The 23506-nt window shown below is 56.9% G+C and carries 24 protein-coding genes and 1 pseudogene; 5 read left to right on the top strand and 20 right to left on the bottom strand.

Features of this window, described 5'->3' with window-relative positions:
* Window positions 1–22: 22 nt before the first annotated feature.
* The 9 genes and pseudogenes from HOP44_RS19835 to HOP44_RS19795 form a co-directional block, all read right to left on the bottom strand.
* Window positions 23–931 carry a lipoate--protein ligase family protein gene (locus HOP44_RS19835; RefSeq protein WP_172256610.1) on the bottom strand — a complete coding sequence of 303 codons (909 nt, stop codon included), beginning with the start codon at window positions 929–931 and terminating at the stop codon, window positions 23–25.
* A gap of 17 nt (window positions 932–948) precedes the next feature.
* Window positions 949–1590 carry a TetR family transcriptional regulator gene (locus HOP44_RS19830; protein WP_172256608.1) on the bottom strand — a complete coding sequence of 214 codons (642 nt, stop codon included), beginning with the start codon at window positions 1588–1590 and terminating at the stop codon, window positions 949–951.
* A gap of 19 nt (window positions 1591–1609) precedes the next feature.
* Window positions 1610–2401, bottom strand: a complete 792-nt coding sequence (locus HOP44_RS19825) for an ABC transporter permease (protein ID WP_172256606.1) — start codon at window positions 2399–2401, stop codon at window positions 1610–1612.
* A complete protein-coding gene (locus HOP44_RS19820; protein ID WP_172256604.1) occupies window positions 2398–3300 on the bottom strand; it encodes an ABC transporter ATP-binding protein in 903 nt (300 codons plus the stop codon). Before HOP44_RS19820 ends, HOP44_RS19825 begins: the two co-directional genes overlap by 4 nt.
* 167 nt (window positions 3301–3467) lie before the next feature.
* A complete protein-coding gene (locus tag HOP44_RS19815; protein WP_172256602.1) occupies window positions 3468–3995 on the bottom strand; it encodes a hypothetical protein in 528 nt (175 codons plus the stop codon).
* Window positions 3996–4209: 214 nt separating this feature from the next.
* The gene (gene folE, locus HOP44_RS19810) at window positions 4210–4803 is read right to left on the bottom strand and encodes a GTP cyclohydrolase I FolE (RefSeq protein WP_172256600.1); all 594 of its coding nucleotides are present in this window, start codon (window positions 4801–4803) and stop codon (window positions 4210–4212) included.
* A gap of 104 nt (window positions 4804–4907) precedes the next feature.
* On the bottom strand, window positions 4908–5192 hold the full coding sequence (locus HOP44_RS19805) for a YneF family protein (RefSeq protein WP_172256598.1): 285 nt from the start codon (window positions 5190–5192) through the stop codon (window positions 4908–4910).
* Window positions 5193–5339: 147 nt separating this feature from the next.
* Window positions 5340–6503: pseudogene (gene queG / locus HOP44_RS19800) on the bottom strand (tRNA epoxyqueuosine(34) reductase QueG); the annotation flags it as partial.
* A 352-nt stretch (window positions 6504–6855) separates the two neighbouring features.
* Window positions 6856–7278 (bottom strand): GNAT family N-acetyltransferase, encoded by a 423-nt coding sequence (locus HOP44_RS19795; RefSeq protein ID WP_172196815.1) that lies wholly within the window; start codon window positions 7276–7278, stop codon window positions 6856–6858.
* A 586-nt stretch (window positions 7279–7864) separates the two neighbouring features.
* Here HOP44_RS19795 and HOP44_RS19790 point away from each other — a divergent pair.
* Window positions 7865–8476 (top strand): superoxide dismutase, encoded by a 612-nt coding sequence (locus HOP44_RS19790; protein WP_216667666.1) that lies wholly within the window; start codon window positions 7865–7867, stop codon window positions 8474–8476.
* 103 nt (window positions 8477–8579) lie between these two features.
* On the opposite strand, the gene mutY is transcribed toward HOP44_RS19790, so the two are convergent.
* The 4 genes from mutY to HOP44_RS19770 all read right to left on the bottom strand — a co-directional run bounded on the left by mutY (window position 8580) and on the right by HOP44_RS19770 (window position 12203).
* Window positions 8580–9830, bottom strand: a complete 1251-nt coding sequence (mutY, locus tag HOP44_RS19785; protein WP_172256596.1) for an A/G-specific adenine glycosylase — start codon at window positions 9828–9830, stop codon at window positions 8580–8582.
* Entirely contained in the window at window positions 9827–10225 is a 399-nt protein-coding gene (gene acpS / locus HOP44_RS19780) for a holo-ACP synthase (protein WP_172256594.1), read from the bottom strand. The genes mutY and acpS overlap by 4 nt, the downstream gene beginning before the upstream one ends.
* Window positions 10226–10735: 510 nt before the next feature.
* On the bottom strand, window positions 10736–11551 hold the full coding sequence (gene nadE / locus HOP44_RS19775) for an ammonia-dependent NAD(+) synthetase (RefSeq protein WP_172256592.1): 816 nt from the start codon (window positions 11549–11551) through the stop codon (window positions 10736–10738).
* 217 nt (window positions 11552–11768) lie between these two features.
* Window positions 11769–12203 carry a BrxA/BrxB family bacilliredoxin gene (locus tag HOP44_RS19770; protein ID WP_172256583.1) on the bottom strand — a complete coding sequence of 145 codons (435 nt, stop codon included), beginning with the start codon at window positions 12201–12203 and terminating at the stop codon, window positions 11769–11771.
* A gap of 181 nt (window positions 12204–12384) precedes the next feature.
* Here HOP44_RS19770 and HOP44_RS19765 point away from each other — a divergent pair, with 181 nt between their 5' ends.
* Window positions 12385–13659 carry a BaiN/RdsA family NAD(P)/FAD-dependent oxidoreductase gene (locus HOP44_RS19765; RefSeq protein ID WP_172256581.1) on the top strand — a complete coding sequence of 425 codons (1275 nt, stop codon included), beginning with the start codon at window positions 12385–12387 and terminating at the stop codon, window positions 13657–13659.
* A 123-nt stretch (window positions 13660–13782) separates the two neighbouring features.
* On the opposite strand, the gene HOP44_RS19760 is transcribed toward HOP44_RS19765, so the two are convergent.
* Complete coding sequence (locus HOP44_RS19760) at window positions 13783–15066, bottom strand: ABC transporter permease (RefSeq protein WP_172256579.1); 1284 nt, start codon at window positions 15064–15066, stop codon at window positions 13783–13785.
* A complete protein-coding gene (locus tag HOP44_RS19755) occupies window positions 15063–15797 on the bottom strand; it encodes an ABC transporter ATP-binding protein (protein ID WP_172256577.1) in 735 nt (244 codons plus the stop codon). Before HOP44_RS19755 ends, HOP44_RS19760 begins: the two co-directional genes overlap by 4 nt.
* A gap of 292 nt (window positions 15798–16089) precedes the next feature.
* Here HOP44_RS19755 and HOP44_RS19750 point away from each other — a divergent pair, with 292 nt between their 5' ends.
* The gene (locus HOP44_RS19750) at window positions 16090–16557 is read left to right on the top strand and encodes a MarR family winged helix-turn-helix transcriptional regulator (protein ID WP_172256575.1); all 468 of its coding nucleotides are present in this window, start codon (window positions 16090–16092) and stop codon (window positions 16555–16557) included.
* 214 nt (window positions 16558–16771) lie between these two features.
* Here the strand turns inward: HOP44_RS19750 and HOP44_RS19745 are convergent, their stop codons facing one another.
* Window positions 16772–18208: an MDR family MFS transporter gene (locus tag HOP44_RS19745; protein ID WP_172256702.1), complete on the bottom strand. Its 1437-nt coding sequence runs from the start codon at window positions 18206–18208 to the stop codon at window positions 16772–16774.
* A gap of 371 nt (window positions 18209–18579) precedes the next feature.
* On the bottom strand, window positions 18580–18882 hold the full coding sequence (locus HOP44_RS19740; protein ID WP_172196797.1) for a hypothetical protein: 303 nt from the start codon (window positions 18880–18882) through the stop codon (window positions 18580–18582).
* Window positions 18883–19121: 239 nt separating this feature from the next.
* Here HOP44_RS19740 and HOP44_RS19735 point away from each other — a divergent pair, with 239 nt between their 5' ends.
* Window positions 19122–19601 (top strand): GAF domain-containing protein, encoded by a 480-nt coding sequence (locus tag HOP44_RS19735; protein WP_172256573.1) that lies wholly within the window; start codon window positions 19122–19124, stop codon window positions 19599–19601.
* Between the two features lie 80 nt (window positions 19602–19681).
* On the opposite strand, the gene HOP44_RS19730 is transcribed toward HOP44_RS19735, so the two are convergent.
* The 3 genes from HOP44_RS19730 to HOP44_RS19720 form a co-directional block, all read right to left on the bottom strand.
* A complete protein-coding gene (locus HOP44_RS19730) occupies window positions 19682–20371 on the bottom strand; it encodes a phosphatase PAP2 family protein (protein WP_246369945.1) in 690 nt (229 codons plus the stop codon).
* A gap of 229 nt (window positions 20372–20600) precedes the next feature.
* Window positions 20601–21860 carry an Nramp family divalent metal transporter gene (locus HOP44_RS19725; RefSeq protein WP_425501903.1) on the bottom strand — a complete coding sequence of 420 codons (1260 nt, stop codon included), beginning with the start codon at window positions 21858–21860 and terminating at the stop codon, window positions 20601–20603.
* A gap of 316 nt (window positions 21861–22176) precedes the next feature.
* Window positions 22177–22701, bottom strand: coding sequence for a DUF402 domain-containing protein (locus HOP44_RS19720; RefSeq protein ID WP_172256569.1), 525 nt, complete (start codon window positions 22699–22701; stop codon window positions 22177–22179).
* Between the two features lie 103 nt (window positions 22702–22804).
* Here HOP44_RS19720 and HOP44_RS19715 point away from each other — a divergent pair, with 103 nt between their 5' ends.
* On the top strand, window positions 22805–23254 hold the full coding sequence (locus tag HOP44_RS19715; protein WP_172256567.1) for a GNAT family N-acetyltransferase: 450 nt from the start codon (window positions 22805–22807) through the stop codon (window positions 23252–23254).
* Window positions 23255–23506 lie beyond the last annotated feature (252 nt).

The raw sequence follows: 23506 nt of genomic DNA, 5'->3' as shown, positions 1-23506 counted from the left end.
AAGCGAACAAGGCTCCCATCCGTTAATCTTTATCGTACCGCGCTTTGAGCTGCTGCGACAGGAGATCGAGTTCGTCCATTGGCAGTTCGGGTGCCTGTTCCAGCACGGCGGCTCCCGCATGATCGATCATCCACTCTTCCAGCGAAGAGATGTAGGCTTCGGCGGAAGGGACGCCGGCCAGCTCGTCCAGACTCCCCATCGTCCCTTCCCGGACTTCGGGATAAGCGTCTCCCGGCTTCAGCACGCCGGAAGCTTCGTCGTAGAATTCGCGGGCCAGACGCCGCCGCTCCTCGCCGCTGCCGTCCACGATGACAAATGCGGTCAGGATATACGCTTTGGTCTGCCTGCGCTGGGCAATGCCGCAGAACTTGCGCCCGTTCACGCTGACATCGTAATCGCCCGGACAGAAAGCCCCGGAGATCTCGCCGGCTCTCGAATCGCTTGTCCACGGCGAAGCCGCTCCGGCGATCAGCGAAACCATCCGTTCGAAATCGCCGTGCAGTTCAAGCTTGCGCCCCGGATTCGGCAGGATCACCGACACATTGACTACGCCTTCGTCGAGCGGAACCGCCGCTCCGCCCGATACCCGGACAGCTACCGAACAGCCTTCGCGCCGAAGTTTGTCCATCGCCTGGGGCGCCCGGGGCAGTCTGCGATCCCGCATGCCGATCGTCAGCGCGTACGGATGGCGCCAGATATGCATGATCGGCGCCTCGCCCTCTCCGACGCGCCGGCACATCATTTCTTCCCAGGCGATCGGGAACAGAATGTCCTCCGGCATGCTCTCAAGCGGCGGAGCCCAGATTCGGATGCCGGAAGGCCAGAGGCCGCTCGCTTTCTCTGCGGCTGTAGTCCGATCCTGCGTTCCCGGTCCTTCGGCATTTCCTTGCGCGCCCTCCGCCTTGCGATACTCCGGCTGCTCCACACTCATGGCTGACCGCTCCTTTTCTACTTGTTGGATTTCTTCTGAACGTCGGCTCTTGGTGACGATGATGTGCCGGCATCCGGTTCTTCTGCGGTTCGGCGATAGTCCTCGCTTAGAATCCCTTTGTACATCAGCGACAAGACCTGCTCTCTTGCGGCATGGGCATCCGGCATACCGCTCCAGATCCCCGGCCGGCTCAGATACTCTTTGACAGCCATCATAAACATGAACATCACATGCGGAGAGACGTCTTTGCGCAGCATGCCGGATTGCTGGCTTCGAAAAATAATTTCTTCGATTCGCCCCACCATGTTTCCTTTCTCGAATTCCATCAGGTTTGCGGCAATATCCGGGTAACCGTCGAGCAGCTCTTTGACGAAAAGCTCCGAGATCGATGCGTATTCTGCTGCATTGCGCAATCGAAGCAGGGCATTGAACGGATCGGACTCTTCCGCAAGCACACGGTCGGTATCTTTTTCCGCTTTTTGCATCATGGTTTCGATCACTGCGCGCAGCAGTCCTTCTTTATTTTGAAAATAGTTATACAAAGTCATTTTGGATACCGAGGCCGCTTCGGCGATCCGTTCCATACCGGTCTCGGCAATGCCCTGCTTGAAAAACAGCGCCGAAGCGGTCTCGATGACTCGTTCGCGTTTGCCGCTCACTCCGCTTCTCACACCCCTTTTATAGATCTTGGCGGCTCAATCCCCAAGCTGCGAGGATCAGACCCGCCACGTACAAACCAACCGTAATGAATACGCCGGTTCCTGTCAAGGAAGCCTGCTGCACGATATCGCTTGGAGGAAACAGCTGGAACAGACTGGCTTTCGCCAATTCCGCCGCAGTGCCGTGAGCCGTTGACAACAAGCCCATAAAAAACATAACCAGCACAAGACCGATTCCGATTGAAGTCGCTGTCCGTTCGGAAGTCACCCAGAAGGTTAACAGATACCCAATCCCCAGAAAAGCAAGCGCGATGCAGTATCCGGCTGCAGCCAGCAGAAGCAATAGTCCGACATCCGAGACGCTGCTGAACCATAAGCCCGCGATCCAGTTCACTACAAAAGTCAGCCCAGCTACAACCGTAACGAGTATCAGATGTGCAGCAGCTTTGGAGAAAAAGACTTCTTGACGGGTGTAAGGCAGAGAAAACAGATACTCCGCCGTCCCTTTGTCCCGCTCTCTCGAGATGCAGGAACCCGCCCAGATTGCCGAAAAAGCGCCGAGAAGCAGCACGAATAACGTATGCGGCTGCGCGGCGATCCATCCTTCGTAGGAGGTCATCATTTCCGCATTGATCCCGAACGATTCCAGAATGCCCGCTTTGCTCTGCAGCAGCTCCATCATGCCCACATTTCCGGTGAACGAGTCCGCCATCGCGCCAAGCGCGAATTGATAGACGAGCAGCACCAGCGTCCCGACCACAAAAGAGATACGCAGCGACTTCAGCTCCATGGCAATCAAATTGATTCTCATACCGGTTCGGCCTCCCCTTCGTAATCCCGCATAAACTGCTGCTCCAGCGTTGGCCGTTCCACCTTTAGGTCGGCAATCGCCCGAAGCGATAACCGTTCCAGTACCGGCCCCACCGATCCTTCTACCGCAAATAGATGAACTCCATTTTCCATTTTGGCTTCCGGGTCGAACTCCCGCAGTTTCAGCCTATCCGTCAAGTCGCCTTCTTCACGGAAACGAACCCGGAATAGATGCCGCCGGCCTTCCGCAAGCGAATGGACATCATCTACCCGAAGAAGCTTCCCTTCCCGAATCATGGCAACCCGATCGCACAGACGCTCCACTTCGTTCAGCACATGGGTGGAGAAAAAGATCGTCATTCCCTCAGCCCGCTGCTCCAGCAGCATTCCCACCAGTTTGCGCTGAATCAGCGGGTCCAGTCCGGATGTGGGTTCGTCCAGAATGAGCAGTTCCGGCTTGTGCAGCAAACTCTGAATCAGGCCGAGCTTCTTGCGATTGCCGAGCGAATACGATTTTACTTTTTTGTCCAGATCGAGATCCAGCAGGTCTGCCTGTTCGCGGTAAGACGTCTCGGACAGCTTCAAGCCGTAGGCACGTGCCGTAAAAGCCAGGCTCTCCCGGCCGCTCCAACGGTCATACAGCAGAATCTCCGACGGCAGATAGCCGATACGCCGGCGCAGTTCGGCGGAAGGGCGCCCGGCATCCTGCCCAAACAGTCGAATCTGACCGGCCGTAGGCTTGGCCAACTGCATGATCATTCGGATCGTCGTGGACTTTCCTGCCCCGTTCGGTCCAATAAACCCGTAGATCTCTCCCGGCTGAACCTTCAGATTCAAATCCGATACGGCTTGTTTTGATTTGTATACCTTAGTCAAAGATGTCGTTTCGATAACAGCCATACGCTCACCTCTTTTATACTTTATGTGTTTTATGAGTATAAAATAGAGCATTGAACGTATTTTGTTAAGCTTCTTTATACCCATTGTGCAAAAAGAATAAAAAAAGACCGTTGCGGCGAAATATTCGTCGTAACGGTCTTCATGCCTAATTTTTCCGAGCGCAGGCCCTACTCGATGCTTCTCAGGCTTTTGGCCATCTCGGTCAGCAGCGGCAGCGCTTTGGCTGTGTCGAGATAGGTGAACGAGACCACGTACGTTTCGCCGCCATGTTCCACCCGGAAAAAGTCCGCGACCCGGCCGTCGTTGATCGATCCCTTGTACTCTTTATAGCCCATCAATTCTTCGGTACGGTCGCGCATAAGCGAAGCGTCGATCAGCGAATTTTGCGTGACGGTCATAAAGATCTGCTTGTCTTGGAATCCCCAGGCCGTATCGTTTCCCATCTTGAACGCGGTCGCCCCTTCGGGCAGATAAACGCCTACGGGAAACTTCGGATGACGCTCGAAAGTCCCCGGCGCCGTCTGTCCGTCCCAGGTAACCTGGACCTTCTCGCTTGGATCATAAGCTTTGAGATCGAACAAAGGCTGCGTCCCTTCCAGCGGCTCCGATTCCTGATGGCCGACCCAAGCCGGCTTGCCGCATGCCGTCAGCACGATCAGCAGGATCAGCGCGAGGCCGATCGCCGTTTTTCTCATTTTCGTCCACTCCTTCCGTCGCTTGCCGGGAACATCCATCCTTTTTCCCAAGCTGAAAAAAGAACCCGCCGGTCCAGGGTATCTCTTCAAATGAACGCCCGGTCTGCAGGAATCCGGCATTTGAAGAAACGGCCCAGGGCCGGACAGGTTCGTCTTGCTTGCGCACATCCGGTAAAGCTTCATTCGCCAAGCGCGAATGGCCTACCGTCAGGCTTCAGTTCTTGATCAGCGCCAGGCATTCGGCACGCTGCGCCGAATCGTTGCGCAGCACGCCGCGTACGGCGGTCGTTACCGTCTTGCTGCCCGGTTTCTTGACGCCGCGCGCGCACATGCACAAATGTTCGCCTTCCACAACGACCATGACACCCTTGGGCTGGAGAACTTCCACCAGAATGTCGGCGATCTGCGTGGTAATGCGTTCCTGCACCTGCAGGCGGCGCGTCACCGCTTCGGCGAGGCGGGCGAACTTGCTCAATCCTGCAATCCGGCCGTTCGGAATGTAGCCGATATGGATCCTGCCGAAGAACGGCGCCATATGGTGCTCGCACTGGCTGTAATAAACGATGTCCTTGACGATGACCAGCTCTTCGTGATGCTCATCGAACGTCACGCCCAGCGCTTCCCTCGGATCGACGTCGTAACCGGCAAAAATCTCCTCGTACATCCGTGTAACTCGCGCCGGAGTCTCCAACAGCCCTTCCCGCTGCGGATCCTCGCCGATCAATTCCAGAATTTTGGCGATATGGTGCTCGATTTGTTCCCGGTTGTCGCCAACCTTCTTGTTCGTATAATCGTTCACGCCGGCCATGCTTCGCTCCTCCTTACCTGATGCAGGAATCGGGTCCGATTCGACGAATCGGACCCGATTCCGTGCATGCGCCGGAACCGCTGTACGCGTCCCGGCCCTCGCGTTTATTTTCTCCGCTTGTTGCCGGGAGGAAACGCATTTCCTTTGGGCGGTTTACCGCCAGGCATTCCGCCCGGCATGCTGCCGCCGTTTTTCTTCATCATCTGCTGCGCCTGCTGCATCTGCTTGCCGTTCAGATTGTATCCCATCTGTTTGGCCATTTTTTGCAGCATTTGCGGGTCGTTCTGCATACTGGTAAGCTGGCGGCGCAAGTAGTACACGCCGATAAAGAATCCGCCGACCAAACCGACGATCAATGTGACGATCGGTATCACGTAATTCCACCACATCGTTGATGTCACCCCACGTTTTTTTGCTGGTATATGCGTATATGGACACGCGATTTAAGTGTAGCACGAGGCGGCATTTGCCGCAATTTATTATTGCCCTGCGCGCGAAGGATCTCCCTTCGCCGGGCGCGGTCTGCGGCCTTCGCGCACTTCGCTCAGCGCAAGGGCGATTCGCTCGAGCACTTCCGCCTCCTGCTCCAGCGCCTGCGCGGACAGCAGCGCCTCTTCCGCCGCGGTGCCGCCGATCCGGCCGATCGACCACGCGGCCGTGCCGCGCATCACAGGACGCGGATCGCCCTGCAGCACTTCGGCGAGCTTCGGCAGCGCCGACTCGTCCTTGAAGTTCCCCAGCGCAATCACGGCGTTGCGCTGGATCGGACCGCGGCCGCGCCAGGCTGCGGCCGTGTCTCCGAACTGCTCTTTGAACTGCCGGTTGCTCAGATCCAGCATCGGCAGCAGCAGCGGCTTCGCCTTTTCGGGGTCCGGCTGCAGCTGCGCGTGATGCGGCCAGTGCTTGCCCTTGTTCTTGGGGCAGACGATCTGGCACGTATCGCAGCCGTACAGCCGATTGCCGATCTTCATCATGAACTCTTCGCTGAGCAGTCCCTTCGTCTGGGTCAGAAACGATACGCAGCGCTGCGCGTTCAGCTCCCCGGGGCCGACAAGCGCCCCCGTCGGGCAGGCGTCGATGCAGCGCGTGCAGTCGCCGCAGTCTTCCTGCACTTCTTCGTCGGGCGAGAACGGAATATTGGTAATCAGTTCTCCCAGATAGATCCACGAACCGTATTTGGGCGAAATGATCATGCAGTTCTTGCCTTGAAACCCGATGCCCGCCCGGTGCGCAACCGCCCGATCGGACAATACGCCGGTATCCACCATACTGACTACGCTGGCCCATGGCACCTTTTCCTTGAGAAAAGCCACCAGGCGATCCATCGCTTCGCGCAGCACATGATGGTAATCTCGGCCCCAAGCCGAACGCGCCATCATGCCCCGGTTAAGGCCCGGCTGAGACTTCGGCGGATTCTCGAGTTTCGACGGATAGGCGACCGCAATCGCAATCAGCGACTGCGGATCTTCGTGGCTGAGCGCCGGATACGTCCGTTTGTCGAGATCCGGCTCCTCGAAGCCGGATTCGAATCCTTTGGCGCGGTGCACTTCAAGCCTTGTTCGCAGCGACATAAACGGTTCGGCCGAAGCGAATCCGATATCGTCGATGCCGAGTGAAGGCGCCGCTTCGATAATTTCCCGCTTGAGGGCTTCCCACGAAGCCGTCTGCGCGGCTCCGCTGTGCCCGGTCTGTTCAGTCATGCCGATGCCTCCTTTCCTTTTTTCGTTTATCCGCAAAAAAAGACGCTTCATCCGGTCTGTACCAAGCCGCCGGAAGCGTTTTTCGGTTTGTTTTCCACTTGATTTTCTTTGGCGATGCTTCTTCTATTTTACCTCTTTCGGCCCGGGAAATCGAGCGGAGCAAATAAAAAGCATCCCCGCGCTCTCCAGCGCCCGCCCCGGCATCACAGCCGTGCGGACGCCCGAGGAAGCGGGCATGCTTATCAAGTTCAAGCGGTTCCTTTCCGGGGATCCGCGCTTTGTCTCGTTTGTCGGCGGGTCGGCCTACCCCGATGCTCCCCGCATCCGAATATGTACGGCTGTTCCCGCTTGCTTACACGGCCAGGATACTGAGTTTCTGGAAAGCGTTCAAGATCCGGTTCGCTCCGTATCCCATCGCTTCGTACAGCGGAAACGCTGCCGAATTGTGTTCATCTCCCGATACGAAGATGCTGCTGACCTTGCGCTGCTGGAAGCGGCCTTCAAGCTTGGCGACCATCGCTTTGCCGATGCCCTGACGGCGGTAATCCGGATGAACGGCGATACGATAGTAACAGCCCATGTTGCTCTCGATCGTACCGATCAGTACGCCCACAATCTCGTCTTCATCTTCCGCGACCAGGATAAGTTCCGAATCCCACGACAGCTGGCGGGAGAACGGACCGATCGTCTTTTCATAACATTCTTCGGATAAAGCAACCTGCAAAAGTTCCGTTACGCGGCTAGAATCACTTAACTGAAAAGAACGAACATTCATGCTTGAATCCCCTTCTTCTGTTGGAAATGACAGCATCGGCAGAAAAACGGCAGTTCGAAATTTCATCGCATACCCCGGAGACGCTGCGTATGCAGGACACTGCCGGTTCGGCCATGAAAATGTTCGTTCTTGGCTTTTCGCAAACGCTTACTTGAATCAGGTTTTTACAGAAATAAAGACGCGAGTTTACAAAAAAGGCAGAAAAAAAGCGTGGTTTCCAGCGGATTTACTTTCCTCACACGATTATTAAACCATAAGTGACACGAAAAAACATTACTTTTCTTTTGGAAGCGTTACAATTCGAGTTTTTTCGCTCCTTTGTCGACACTTTCCGTAAAAAAGGACCAAAGACTGCCGCTTCATCATAAACGAATGCCGTTTACACGGTTATGACCTTTTTAACAATCGGAATCGGCGTTTTGCGTCTTGGTAAAAAGCCACGGAGAAAAAATGACCTATTGATTTAAAGAAAGTGTTCCTGTTTAATAAAGAGGTAAGGACGTTCCTATGTACACCCTGTGTAAATCTCATCATCTTAACGCGGGACACGTCGTAAAATCCCACTTAAGCAGGAGGTAATCTTATCATGGCTTTTGAATTGCCAGCATTGCCGTACTCGAATGACGCGCTTGAGCCCCATATCGACGCACAGACGATGGAAATCCACCACGATCGCCATCACAACACATACGTAACAAACCTGAACGCCGCTCTGGAGAGCGCTCCCGAGCTGCAAGGCAAGAGCCTGGAAGAGCTGATCGGCGACCTCGACAGCGTACCGGAAAGCATTCGCACAGCCGTTCGCAACAACGGCGGCGGACACCATAACCACAGCCTATTCTGGACCGTCATCGGACCGAACGGCGGCGGAGCTCCATCCGGCGCACTGGCCGACGCGATCGACAGCGACCTCGGCGGTTTTGACAAATTCAAAGAAGACTTCGCCAAAGCGGCTACAACCCGTTTCGGCAGCGGTTGGGCATGGCTGGTTGTCGGCAAAGACGGCAAACTGGCCGTGACAAGCACTCCGAACCAGGACAGCCCGCTGTTCGAAGGTCTGACGCCGATTCTCGGCCTGGACGTTTGGGAGCATGCTTACTACCTGAAATTCCAGAACAAACGTCCCGATTACATCGCGACTTTCTGGAACGTAGTCAACTGGGACGAAGTATCCAAGCGTTTCGAAGCCGCAAAATAAGTTCGAACCCCCTTGCCGCTGCAGCCTTACGGCCGCAGCGGCAAAGCAAAACGCCGATCCTCCGGGATCGGCGTTTTTTTGCGTCCAACCGGCGGCATCAACCTCAATCTCGGCCGAATTCTTCGAAGTACCGGTTCAGGATGTTCAAGAACAAATTCGGAAAAGCGATATCCCGCATGTCGTCATGCGAAATCCAGCGCCATTCCACTTCCGTGCCGGATTCGTCGCTTTCGGCTCCCGCCGCCGCTTCCGGCACGGCCACCTCGTAAGGGACGCCGCTCTCGGCAGCCAGCTGCGCCAGCGTCTCCGGTTCCTCGCGGGCAATCAGCACCCTCATCGTCCAGTGAATATGACTGAACGTATGCTCCGCCGTCATATACGGCGACATCGGAGACCAGGACAAGCCGAGATCTTCCAGCATCTCTTCCAGCTGTACGACTTCAAGGCCCAACTCTTCGGCTCCGGTCGTACTCTCTGCCGCAATATGCGGCACTTCCCACATGCCCGCGAGCAACCCCGTTCTCGGCCGGCGGCGGACCAGCACCCGGCCTTGGCGTTCTCCGGCCCCTTCCAGCAGCACGGCAAGCCGCTGCTCGGGACGCGGCTTCTTGGCCTTCGTCTTCACCGGAAGGTCCCGTTCCATGCCTTCGATCCGGCCCCGGCAGTGTTGCATGACCGGGCAGATCAGGCAGTGCGGCGACTTCGGCGTACAGATCAGCGCCCCCAGCTCCATCAACGCCTGGTTGAAGTCCGAAGCCCGGCCTTCCGGAATCAAGCCCGGAATGATCTTCTCCATGCCGATTCGCGTCTTCGGCTTGGCAATATCGTCCTCGATCAGGAAATAGCGCGACAGCACGCGCATAACGTTGCCGTCGACCGCCGGCTCAGGACGGTTGAACGCAATGCTTAGAATAGCGCCTGCCGTGTACGGGCCGACCCCCTTGAGCGCGAAGACATGCTCGCGTTCCGACGGCATCTGTCCGTCATGGCGTTCAACGATCTGCCGGGCGGCCGCCTGCAGGTTGCGGGCACGCGAGTAATAGCCGAGCCCTTCCCACATCTTCACTACATCTTCTTCCGGCGCTTCCGCAAGTTCCCGGATCGTCGGGAAACGCTCGATAAACCGGTTGAAATACGGAATCACCGTATCGACCCGCGTCTGCTGAAGCATAATTTCCGATACCCAGATAAAATACGGATCCCGGTGCCGGCGCCAAGGCAGATCCCGTTTGCTCCGGTCGTACCAGACCAGCAGTTCCCGGCTGAAATACGTTTTGCTCTCTTCGCTTTCGATCGCGTCGATCCGTTCCCAAGCTGTACGGGTAGGTGCGTTTTCTTTTTTTTCGCCAGTCATGATGTCGTCCTTTCCACTACGGCGAAGGCCGAAGCCATCGCCGGCTGATGCGTAATGCTCAAATGGATGGCGTAACCGTTCCCGCCCGGCAGCTGCAAGCGGCTCCAGGCCGCGTCCGACAAACGTACGCCGGGTTTGCCGAGAGCGTCCGGTACGATCTCGATATCCTCAAATCCAACCTTTTGTCCGATCCCGCAGCCGAATGCTTTGACAATAGCTTCCTTGGCCGCAAAGCGCCCCGACACGAATTCCGCCCGTTTCGGTCCGCGCCGCTCCGCGATCTCCAGCTCGGCAGGGGTCAATATCCTTTGCAAAAAGCGTGCAGCCTGCGCGCCGCCAAGCAGCCGCTCTACACGCGCGATTTCCAATATATCGTGGCCGATTCCATAAATCATCCGGCATTCCTCCACCTGGGGATCTCTTCGGCCGTTCCGGTACAGGCCTCGGCTCCGCTCTATATTGTATCAGGAGGCGAAGGGGAACTCCAGTTCCGCCCAACGTTATTCGCGTTCTTGGTCATGCTCGCTCCCGGCTGTCTGCGTGAGCTCCTTCGTTTACGGCCTTTTTCCGGGAAAAAATAACGGCTGGAGGGTCGTTATTTCTCTTTTCTCGGTTCGAAAAAACGAAATGACCGCGCTCGGACCCTTATCGCGCTTTTACCAAGACCGAACACCGAGATAATCGTGAAATAACGGTTCGATCGCAGTTATTCGCTCCCAAGCGCCGGGTTCGGAGAAATAACGTTCCTCATGCAGCTATTTCCGCACGAAAAAAAGACCCGCCTCAGCGGATCTTTTCCCCGTCTATCGACGCCTCCCGCATCCGCAAGCTTCCGGCCAAAGCCGTCTCCCGGTGCCGGAACGTTCATGACTGCAGCTTCCCGGCGGTCCCGCAGACTCCAAAAATCAGATGCCCGGAATCGGATTGCGTTTGTGCGCGGTTCTCTTGTAGAAGTTCTCGAGCAGCGACTGTGCGTTCGGCGAGATTTCCTTGCCTTCCAGATAATCGCTGTTCTCGTCGTAGGTGATGCCAAGCTCCGTCTCGTCGGTCTGGCCGACCCACAAACCGGCGGTCGGCGCTTTGGTCACGATATCGGCCGGTACGCCCAGAGCGCTCGCTACCTGGCGAACCTGGCGTTTGTTCAGCGTAGACAGCGGCGTCACGTCGACCGCACCGTCGCCCCACTTGGTATAGAAGCCCGTGATCGCTTCGGACGCGTGGTCCGTACCGACAACCAGCAGATTCATCTCGAACGACAGCGCGTACTGAACGACCATCCGCGTTCTCGCTTTGATATTGCCTTTGCCTTTGTCGGTCATCTGATGCGGGTTGTTGATATCGAGCTTCTGGAAGCTCTTCTCGACGGTCGAAGCGACATGATCGACGGCATCCTGGATATTCGTCTCGACCGTATGGGTCAGACCGAAAGCCTTGGCTGTCGCGTAACTGTGCTCGATATCGGATTGTTCGCCGTAAGGCTGGAACACGCCGAGCGTGATATACTCTTTGCCCGTCTCCTGGGTCAGCTCGTCCGTCGCCCGTTTGCACAGACCCGTCGCCACGGCACTGTCCACACCGCCGCTGATGGCGATCAGCAGACCGTTGGTCCCCGAACCCAGCACGTACTGCTTCAGGAAATCGACCCGTTTACGGATCTCCGCTTCCGGATCGATCGTAGGCTGCACGCCCAATTCCGCGATAATTTGCTGCTGTAAACTCATCGTACATTCGCTCCTTTGAATATCCGGAACCTGCTTCTACCGGACAAAATGGATAATGCCTCTCTTCATCATTATACCCGTAAGAGCCTGACATCGAACTTACGCGGCCTTTTTTTGCCCGACTCGACCTTGCCCTGCGTGCCTGGACATGCAAAAAGCCCCGACCGGACACGGGGTCCGCCGGGGCTTGGAGAGCCGGAATTTCGGAGCTTGAAAATCAGCCGCAGAATTCGTCGAATTTCCGGGTCAGCTCATCGGCAATTTCTCCGGCGGAGCGGTCTTCGATCCCGTGACGCTCGATAAAGTGGACCAACTCTCCGTCTTTGAACATCGCGATCGAAGGCGAAGACGGCGGAAACGGCGCGAAATATTCGCGGGCCTGGGCCGTCGCTTCTTTGTCCTGTCCGGCAAATACCGTAAACAGATTGTCGGGTTTCTTGTCGTGCTGAAGCGCCTGGGCCACACCCGGACGGCATTGTCCGGCGGCACAGCCGCAGACCGAATTGATGACAACGAGCGTCGTGCCCGAAGCGTTGGGAAGATTGGCTTCCACTTCCTCCGGCGTACGCAGCTCCTGGATGCCGAGCGAAGTCAATTCATCCCGCATCGGTTGAATCATGTCGCGCATATATTGGTCGAAAGACATAGCCATGTTCGATTCACTCCTTCAAAACGTTGATGTGCCTCCATTATACCGCTCCTCCTAACCAAAGGAAAGCCGTTATGCGCAGGGAACTGCCCGCTTTCTCCCCGATTCTTCGTTCTTTTCCGGATTTTTGCGGCGGTGTTTTGTGCTATGATGGAAAAAAAGCAAACGAAAAGGAAGATGCAAGTTGGACTATGAAGTAATCGTCGTCGGCGGAGGGTCGGCGGGATTGATGGCCGCCGCCGCGGCCGGAGAACGCGGCGCCCGCGTGCTGCTGCTCGACAAAGGAGACAAGCTCGGCCGCAAACTCGGCATCTCGGGCGGAGGACGCTGCAATGTCACGAACAACAAGGAATATGACGAACTGATCAAATGGATTCCCGGCAACGGCCGGTTCCTCTACAGCGCGCTGGCGCAGTTCGGCAGCCGCGATATCATCGCTTTTTTCGAAGGATTGGGCATTGCCCTCAAGGAAGAAGACAACGGACGCATGTTTCCGGTCAGCGACCGGGCGAAGACCGTGGTGGATGCGCTGGTCGGACGGGTCCGCTCGCTTGGTGTCGAAGTGCGAATCAATACGCCCGTAGAGAGCCTGTTATATGAAGACGGACAAGCGGCAGGCGTACGGCTCAAAAACGGCACCACGATTTCCGCCTCCTGCGTGATTGCGGCGGTCGGCGGGAAATCCGTGCCCAAGACCGGCTCCACCGGCGACGGTTATCCGTGGGCGGAAGAAGCCGGACATACGGTCACCAAGCTGTTCCCGACCGAGGTTCCGCTAACTTCGGGGGCCGCGTTTATCCAGAGCAAGGAACTGCAGGGATTGTCGCTGCGGGACATCGAACTGACGGTCTGGAGCGGCAAAGGCAAAAAGCTCGTCACGCATGTCGGCGACATGCTGTTCACCCACTTCGGCCTGTCCGGTCCGGCGGCGCTGCGCTGCAGCCAGTACGTGGTCAAGGAGCTGGACAAGCAGGCGGGAGGCACGGTGCGCGTCACGGTCGACCTGATGCCGGACCGCAGCGCCGACGACGTCTACCGGGAAACGCTGAACCTGACGGCGGCCGATCCGAAGAAAGCGATCAAGAACGTACTGAAAACGGCCGTGCCGGAAAAGCTGATTCCGCTGCTGCTCGTACGCGCGGAGCTCGACGAAATGCTGACGCACGACAACATTCCCAAAGCCAAGTGGACGGAGCTTGCGAAGCTCATCAAGGCTTTCCCGATTCCGCTCAACGGTACGCTCTCGATCGAGGATGCGTTCGTGACGGGCGGAGGCGTCCATCTGAAGGAAGTCGACCCGTCCACGCTGGAGTCCAAACTGACGGGCGGCTTGTATTTCTGCGGCGAACTGCTGGACATTCACGGATACACGGGCGGCTACAACATCACGGCGGCGTTCTCGACCGGCCATGCCGCCGGGACAAGTGCGGCGGAACGGGCTTTGGCGCTGCGCGGCTGACGCCGGCAGGCAGAAGTGGAATGAACCGCTGCACCCTCTTGTCGCTTGTACCCGTTTCCCTACAAAAGCCGTACCTGCCACGATGGCGGGTACGGCTTTTCCCAGTCTGTACAAGCTGCTTGCCTAGACGGACGGTTCTTTTTTCTGCCAAAATGCAGCAAGCAGATAAGCCAGCAGCATCCCTGCGAACGCACCAGGCAGACCGAACACTGCAGCTCCCCACCAGGCAGCAAACACTTTGACGCCGAGGCAGGCACTCAATGCAAAAGCAAGCGGCAGCATTTGAATTCCGACGGCAGGAGCGCAGGCCGAGTCCAGCAGGACGCTGTCCATCGCCGCAACCGGAGGGAACGCATGGCTGGCGAACGTGACCCACAATCCGCGCAGCCATATGGAGAACAGCAGCAGCATCAGCGGTACGACAATCCACCCGAGCCAGACGGGGCCGACGGCCGCGGCCGCCAGGCTAATGCCGAGGAACTGCAGATACATGCCTGCATAACCCCGTTCGCGCATTGCGCTTTTCAAGGCGGCATCCGCGATCTGCCGAGTCTGCCAACTGCCCGCGAAGCGCGGCAGCAGCGGTCCGGAGCGGCGCAGCAGCAGGGCTTTGCGCTTGGGCGGCTGGGGCTTGTCCACGGCACGCGCCAGCAGCAGGGCGGCGAAGCGAAAACGGGCCGCGGTGTCGGCTGCCGCGCTTTCCTCGAAATGATGAGACAGCGTCGTACGTGTTCTCATCAGCCAGACGGCCGCCGCGCCGAGCGCCGCCGCTGCCGCCAAACTTGTGGCAGCTCCCGAGGAAGCCGCCCACAAAAATAACGCGGATGCTGCCAACAAACCGCCTGAAGCGGCATTGCTTTTAAGGCGCTCCCGCCGGAATACGACGGTAAAGTGGATCAACATGCCCACTGCAAGGTGCAGCATCCATGCCGCCAGGCCGGAGGCCATGATCGTTCCCCACGGAATCCCGTACAGCTCCCTTAGGAAAGGCAGCAGGACCGCGAACACCAGCAAAGTCTTGATCGCCTGAAATGCCGCAAACAAAACGAGTGCGCGGGCCGTTACCCCTTCCAGCCATCCGGGACGCTGCCGAAGAAAGACAGCGTCCGCCTGTTCCAGCATCAGGATCGGCCGGGAGGCCCATGCAGTGAGCAGCGGAACCAACAAAAGTACGGCAAGCGGCAGGCTCTGCACCACCTCCGGAATTTCACCGTTCCAGAACCCGTAATAATAGCGGCCGCCCAGCAATCCGAACGGAACAATGATATACAAAGCAACCACCCAATCGACAACCAGACGCCAATTTTTGCGTTCCCAGTCGATATGGTCGCGCAGCCGCCGCCGGAACAGGGCTGCCGGCCGGGCGAGTCGGGCTGATCCGGTGTTCCCCCGCGCCAACCGGTTCATATCGTCAGCGCCTCGAAGCAGTCAAACAGATCGCCTTCGGCCAGCCCGCTCGCTGCCCGAATCTGCGCCATATCGCCTTGAGCCGCCGCCTCCCCGCCCGAGAGCAGCACGAAATAATCGCAGATTTTTTCGGCTGTATCGAGCACGTGGGTACACATCAGCACACCCGCTCCGCGCTTCCTTTCTTCTTCCAACAGCCGCAAAAAGTCCCGGGTGGCGCGCGGGTCGAGGCCGATAAACGGCTCGTCCACAATATAGATGTCGGGCTTCAGCAGGAACCCGAGCATCAGCATCATTTTCTGCTTCATGCCTTTGGACATTCCGCCGGGCAGCTTATCGCGGGCATCGGTCATGCGAAAACGCTCCAGCAGTTCATGGGCACTGCGCTCGAATTCCCCTTCTTCCATGCCGTAAGCCGCCCCGGCCAAAGCAAGATGCTCCCATAATGTCAGCGTGTCGTAATAAAGAGGCTGTTCGGGAACGTACGCATAAGTGCCCGAACCTCCCAGCTCGATCTGTCCTTTGACGTGGGGAATCAGTTTCAGGATCGCTTTGATGGTCGTGCTTTTTCCCGCGCCGTTGGGCCCGATCAATCCGACCAACTCCCCGCGGCCTACCCGGAAAGAAATATCTCTCACGCAGGCGTCGCCCGGCGAATAACCCGCTTCATCGATACGGATATCCAGCATGGCTTCGCTCTCTTCATGTTCAAGCTCTGTCCACTCTGCCATTTCCTTCCCTCCTTATGCCGGTTCTTCCTCAATTTTCGGACTGCGCGATTCCGGCAGCCCAAGCGGAAGAAACAAGCGTTCATCCTCCCTGTTACGTATTTTTTATCTTTTCGTTTCTTTTTCCCAAATAATTCCTGTGCGCGCAGTCACTTTAAATTTGAAGCTTTAATGAAAAGCATAAAATTTTAATAGTTAAAATGAAAAACTGTGATAAATGACATGTTCTCAAACATTAGTGCTGAACTAAGATAAACATAATCCATCTACCAAAATTTGAAAGGGCGGAGTCGTAATGATCCATACTCAGGCACGCGATACCGAATTGTCCCTGCGTCTATACCGGGTATTCGCCAAATCGTTTAAGAGCGTTAACGAACATGCCGTCAGCGGCAGCAAGATTCAAGGTTTCAACCCTACGGCCTTCGCCGTTCTGGAAGTTCTTTATTTCAAGGATCAGCAGCCGATTCAACAGATCGGAGCCAAGCTCCTGCTGCAAAGCGGCAATGTGACCTACGTGATCGACAAGTTGGAACGCCACGGTCTGCTCGTCCGCCATCCCTGCCCGACCGATCGCCGCGTTATCTATGCCGAACTGACGGAAAAAGGCCGAGCCCTGATGGACGATGCTTATCCCCATTATGCGGAACGTCTGACAAACGCACTGGTCGGCCTGCAGGAAGAAGAAAAGCTTCAACTGATCTCGCTGCTCAAAAAAATGGGCATGGAAGCCGAAAGACTCTCTCCGTCGGCGCGCAAGTAAGCGCAGCCCCCGGCGGAGCAGAAGTCCGATTTTACCGCTTGCTTGTTAAGTGAAATATTTCTCAATGTTTGGCTTTCACTCGATGGCCGAATCGCCGCGTCCGTATACCAAAAGACGATTTCCCGAGGCTCCCCCCGGGAAATCGTCTTTTTTTCAGCCAAGCTTTGTGTGGAAACGGTGCAAACCGCGAGTACGAAACCTCTGCCGTTTCCCGTTATTCGCGGGGAGCCGGAGGACGCTTACTCAGCGGAAGCACCGCGAGCAGACCCAGCACCGTCAGGATCAGCATCACGATAAACAGGCTGTGCAGCCCGTTTTCGAGAATACCCGACAAGCCTGCAAGTTTATCCGGAGACATCTCGGCGCGCGTATGTTCCGACAGCAGCGCATTGATGTCCGCTTCGGTTGCTCCGCCGGATGCCGCTCCTCCCGTACCCGACAGCAGCGAAGCATTGAGCAGCGTTCCGAAAAAGGCGACTCCGAGCGTCTGGCCCAGCGTACGCAGAAACGTATTGAGCGCCGTCGAAGCGCCGCGCATGGAGTAGCCGACCGAAGACTGGGCCACAATCGTAAACACGGTGAGCGACATGCCGAAGCCGAGACCGAGTATTAGCATCAGCAGCGGAAGCACGTATCCCGGCGAACCGCTGCCGATCAGAGCCACGCCGGCGCTTCCCGCCACAAGCGCGGCCAGGCCGATTACGGCCGCTCCCCGCGCGCCGCTCTTGGCGATCATGCGGCCTGCGATAAACGAACCCGCGATCCAACTGAATGACATCGGTGCCAGCAGCATGCCCGACAATACGGCGCTTCCCTGCTGCACACTCTGTACCCACAGCGGAACGTAGGTGGTCAGGCCGATCAGCAGCGTGCTGACGAAGATGGCCGCGATACTGGAGAACAAAATATCGCGGATCCGGAACAGTTGGAGCGGCACGAGCGGTTCGGTCGCCCGCTGCTCAATCCACACGAATGCGGCGAGCATGACGATCGATCCCGCCAGCAGACCGATAATCAGCGGCGAGTTCCAGGCTGCGCTCTGTCCGCCGGAAGTGAGGGCCAGCAGCAGCGCCGTCATGCCGATCGTAAAGGTCGCGGCGCCGGCCCAGTCGATATCGGCCTTTTTGCGCGTCCGTTCTTCTTTGAGGAACAAAGCGATGAACAGCACGGCCAGCAGGCCGAACGGCACGTTGATCCCGAAAATCCAGCGCCAGGAAAAGGTATCGACCAGATAGCCTCCCAGAAGCGGTCCCACCAGCGAAGCGATGCCCCAGACGGAGCTGATCATGCCCTGCACTTTGCCGCGTTCTTCCATCTTGTACAGATCGCCTACGATCGTATACGTGACCGGAATAACCGCTCCCGCCCCGATACCCTGAATCGCGCGAAAAGCGATCAGCTGCTCCATCCCGCCGGCGAAACCGCACAAGGCGGAGCCGGCAATAAACAGAAGGCAGCCGGTCAGGAAAACGGGCTTGCGGCCGAACAGATCGCTCAGCTTGCCGAAGATCGGCGTGGTTATGGCCATCGTCAGCAGATAAGCGGCAAATACCCAGCTCATCAGCGACGCCGCTTCGAATTCGCCTACGATCGACGGCGTTGCCGGACTGATGACCGTACCTTCCACCGCTGCCAGAAACGTAGACAGCATCAAGCCGGCCAGTACATATTTGCGTTTGTTTTGCGTGTGTTCCACTGTGTCGAAATCCTCCCATACAAGGCAGCGCCCGGAAGCGTCCTCTTCGAAATAACCCAAGCCGCTTTGACCCGAGCCGATTCGGTCCGGGTCAAAGCGGCAGCTTTTCTATCTTACCATGGAAACGGAGCCTCCGGGCTTTCCGGCAGGCTTTTTGCCCGGCAGCAGATGTGCCGGTTTGATCGGCGCGTTTCCGCCGCTCCGAAAAAAAACCGCATAGGCGCCTACGAAGATGGCGACATGCGGGTTTTGTGTCGGCAGCCGGAACGTTGGATGACGGAGCCGCTGCCAAACGAATCTACGCTTCGGACATGGACCTGTGCCGATCAGGCACGCACAGCCTTGACGGTGCGCTGGGCGGTCAGGACTTCGGAGCACATGCTGCCAAGCGAATCGCGAACCTTGCGCAGCTCGGTAATGCCCGCTCCGGTCAGCGTATATTCTTCTCCGTGGGCGGTAAGCAGATTCTCGGATGCCAAGTTCTCCAGTTCCTGCTTGACCTCGCGGTCCGCGACCCGGTAACCGGCACGCTCCAGTCTGGGCAGCGCTTCGCGAATGGAAATATCCTGCTCCTCCGCGTAATGCAGCAGATGGATTCGTACGAACAAATTCTGTGTTGCGGCCTGCATATCGCCTCTCCTCCATTTCTGTAAACGGCTGTCGCATTTCTCCGGTATTCGCTTCCGCGGATGTCGGCCGAAGAACGCAGCCTATGAGTTACCCACTACTTACCCGCGCAATTCCCGACGGAAACATCGAAACGGAGCTTTGAAGCTCATTGACATTTGCTGCGGAAAAGGCCTAAATTTAAAAGACCGGTTCGATCCGCGATCATCCGAATACGTTCGCAAATAGGAGGCTTACGCCCATGTTCGAAATGAAAAGCCAAGAAGGCACCCGCGAGGAACGCTACGCGACGGCCCTGTCCCAACTGAAAGCCCTGATCGACGGAGAGCCTGACCGCATCGCCAATCTCTCCAATGCTTCGGCACTGCTTGCGCAGTACCTGCCCGATACCAACTGGTCCGGTTTCTATCTCTACGACGGCAAAGAGCTGGTGCTCGGTCCGTTCCAGGGACTGCCGGCCTGCATCCGTATTCCGATAGGCAAAGGCGTCTGCGGCACCGCGGCCAAGACGCGCGAAACGCAGCGCATCGACGATGTGCATGCGTTCCCGGGCCATATCGCCTGCGACGCCGCGACGAACAGCGAAATCGTCGTTCCCCTTTTCAAAGAAGACACGCTGATCGGCGTACTCGATATCGACAGCCCGGAACATGCCCGTTTCGACGAGACCGACCAGGAGTTCCTGGAGCGTTTCGCCGAGATTCTGGTCGCTCAACTGTAACCGACCTTCCGACGAATCAAAAAGACCGCCATGGGTTTCACGGCGGTCTTTTTTGGTCTGTATCTTTGAGTCGGGCCCGTTTACGTATTCAGCCGATATTCGCTGCGGCGGACCTTGCGGTGGCGCCAGTATTCGAAAATCCCGATCGTCAGGGCCAACCAGGCCGCGCTTGCGGTATAGCCGCCGATCACATCGCTCGGATAATGGACGCCGAGATAGATCCGGCTGAGTCCGATCGTAAGCGTCAGCAGAACGCAGAGCAGCAGCGCGATAATCCGCAGCGGAAGCGGCTTGATCAGCCTCCACAGCACGTAAGCCAGAATCCCGTACAAAGCGAACGCCCCCATGGAATGGCCGCTCGGGAAGCTGAAAGTGGATTCTTCCGCCAGGCGGTTGATATCCGGCCGGTCGCGGCGGAACAGATTTTTGAGCAGAATATTCAGCAGCGCGCTGCCTCCTGTCGCGCATACCACAAGCAGCGCTTCCCAACGAAGACGCGGTATAAGCAGCAGGAACAGCAGCAGGGCGACAACCAGCACGATTACCACTTTGGTCGATCCGATCCACGAGAGCGTCTCGGCCACGCTCGTCCAGGTCGGCGTCTCCTGGTTCTGGATTCTTCCGATCCATTTATGGTCAAAATTCATCACGCTTTGATGTCCCGATCCGACCAGCATCGCGATCAGTACAAAAGCGACGGTGAGCAGGCCAAATCCTATAAAGCACAGGGCGGTATGCCTCATCGAGGCTTTGGTCGTTCGTTGCGGCATTTCTTCTTCCTCCGGATTCCTAAAAATAAGCGATAGACCCCCAACGGACACGTTAAACGTTTACTTGACCCGTGTCTTCACTTTACATACCTTTTACACTTCGACCGCCTATCATAAACCGTTTTGCCGCTTACAAATAAGTTCAGCACCTTTGCTTCCCATCAAAAAAGCCTTTCTCGCCGCAGCGAAAAAGGCTTTTGGAGTCAAGTGGCGGATGCGCAGGGCTTCTTCAGAAGCTCTGAACCACCAAGAAAACGTTCAACACGATAACCAGCGCCGCGATCGCCCAGCCCAGCACCTGGGTGATCGGCCGGTTCACAAGTCCGCCCATCAGCTTGCGGTTGCCGGTGAACAGCATCAGCGGCACCAGCGCAAAAGCGATACCGAAAGACAGAATTACCTGGCTGACCACGAGAGCTTCGGTTGCATTGATCCCCGATATGATGAGAGCAAGCGGAGGAACCATCGTGATCGCACGGCGCAGATACAAATTGATCCGTTTGTTGATGAATCCCTGCATGACTACGTCGCCCGACATCGTGCCTACCGAAGAACTAGACAGTCCCGCGATCAGCAGTCCGAGTCCGAACGAGATCGCGGCGGCCGGTCCGGCCAGTTCGCGGAAGTGGATAAACGCTTGATCCAGTTCTTCCACCTGCAGTCCGTTCTTGAAAAAGAGCGCCGCGGCAATAATCAGCATCGCCATATTGACCGCTCCGGCCACGATCATCGCAAAAATGATATCGAAAAATTCAAGCCGGAAAATCTTCTTCTTCTCTTCTTCGTTGCGGCCGACGATCCGGTTCTGCGTCAGCGACGAATGCAGATAGATCGCATGCGGCATGACCGTCGCGCCCAGGATGCCGGCGGCCAGCATGATACTCTGCGTACCTTCAAACTGAGGCGTGAAGATGCCTGCGGCGACGGCTCCCATATCGGGCTTCGCCATGAATACCTGAAAAGCGAAAGACAGCACGACCGCGACGACCATCCCCGCGATTCCGGTCTCCAGCGCCCGGAATCCCCGCCGCTGGAGCTCAAGAATGGCAAACGAGGCAGCCGCCGTAATCAGCGCGGCTGGCAGCATCGGAATACCGAAGATCAGATACAGACCGAGCGCCGCCCCGATAAATTCGGCCAGATCGGTCGCAATGATGACCAGTTCGCTCTGAATCCAGAGAAAGATCGAGACGCCTTTGGGAAAGCGGTCGCGCGCGATCTCCGGCAGATTGCGCCCTGTCGCGATGCCGAGTTTCGCAGACAGCGACTGGATCAGCACCGCCATCAGATTGGAAGCGAAGATGACCCACAGCAGCATATAACCGTACTGCGAACCCGCCGTAATATTTGTGGCAAAATTGCCCGGGTCGATATAAGCAACCGCCGCGATGAACGCGGGGCCAAGAAACGGCAGCAGCCGTCTGAATCCTTTGGTTTCTCCGCTCAATACGGCCTGGGCAGCCCGTTCCGTGGCATTCGGCTCTTTCACCGGCTTGTGCGCCGTCTCGTGAGGGGCCTCTTCCCTATGCCGTTTTGCTTTTGCTTCGATTTCTTTCTCCACCGCTTGTTCACCTCTTTGTCTCGGGCCCGTGCCGGATCGATATCTAAATTTTGTATTTCCTTGGTCTACATTTTTTACCCTTGCACACGAATGTTTCCTCTGCGCAACTTTTGAACCGATTATAATCCTTTCCTTTATATATGTAAACACTTCTATACGAAAACTTGCGCAAAAAAGATTCTTTTTCATCTCGTTTTCTTGGAAGGGCTTCTCCGTTCTCCGTCTCCACAAAAAAACGCCGAAGCTAAACGTTCAGCTTCGGCGTTCCGGAAGCGATTCTGCGAATCTCTTCTTCCAGGCTCCCGTCAAACGGGAATTTTCCCTGATGCGCCCGTTCCTGCAGATCCCGCAGCGAACGCTGGGCGAAACGCGTCAGTTCATCGGGGTACCCCAGGCGGCCCCGGTTATCTTCAAACTCGTCTTCGTCGACCACATGCCAGCCTTCCCGCTCGTTCCAGAGCAGATCCAGATCGAGATCGACGAACGACACCTCTTCCCCGCTTCTCACGCAGGGCTGCGAGACATTGCAGTAGATCGAGACCACCCGGCCGTCCGCAATGTCGAAACTGACCGTAAACCCTTCCTCCAGCGCGTAGACTTCGAGCGAAGCATGCGGAACCGTGAACGTTTGTCCTTTGGTATGGTGCTTCAGGCTCCGGCCCGGCGCTCCCTCGACGATCAGGCATCCTTCCCGTTCGCCGAGCAGCTCCATCTCCCAATCGTAATGGGCAATCCCGCCGTATTTCAGCGCATGCAGGTTCAATTTCATCTTTGCTTCCTCCTCTTTCGTTTACATCATTCCCCGCGGGCTTTATAATTCCACTTATCGTTCAAATTTAACCTAAATACACGACGAGAGGAAGACGTTACGCATGCAATGGCATTTAAAATCGTTCGAACAGCTGAGCGGGGACGAAGTCTACCGGATTTTGCGGGAGCGGGTGAACGTTTTCGTGCTGGAGCAGAACTGTCTGTATCCCGAGATCGACGGCAAAGATCCGCTGTGCCACCATCTGTTTGCGGAGCAGGGCGGGCAGATTGCGGCTTACTGCCGCCTGCTTCCGCCAGGCCTTGCCTATCCGCAGGCCTCGATCGGACGCGTGCTGGTCAACGACGCTTTTCGCGGCCGCGGTCTGGCGCAGGAGCTGATGAACCGCGCGATCGCTTTCCTCTCCGCAGAATCGCAGCCCGTGCCGATCAAGATTCAGGCGCAGCATTATCTGGAAAAGTTCTACGGTTCATTCGGCTTTCGCGCGATCTCGGACGTGTACCCGGAAGACGGGATTCCGCATGTGGATATGCTGCTGGAGCAAAGCAAATAACTGCTCGCTGCCCGGATTCCCGTTCTTAAGCGACCGGATTCTCTGCGGAGCATGACTGTTCCTTCGAGCGGATGACCGTATTCCCTCCCCACTCCAAACAAAGCAAAGAAAAAACGGCCTAGGAGCCGCTTAACGTGTCGAAAAAGTCTCCTGCCGCGCAAAGCGAAAAGGCGGAGGGAGAAATTCAGTGCAGGAGCGCTAGCATTCGCCTTTGAAATCGAGAAAATCCCGCTGGAATTCAATCTTTTTTCT

The sequence above is a fragment of the Saccharibacillus deserti genome, from assembly GCF_013618475.1.
Lineage (GTDB): Bacteria > Bacillota > Bacilli > Paenibacillales > Paenibacillaceae > Saccharibacillus > Saccharibacillus deserti.
The sequence above is the reverse complement of the archived record's forward strand: the minus strand, read 5'-3'. Positions and strand labels throughout refer to the sequence as shown.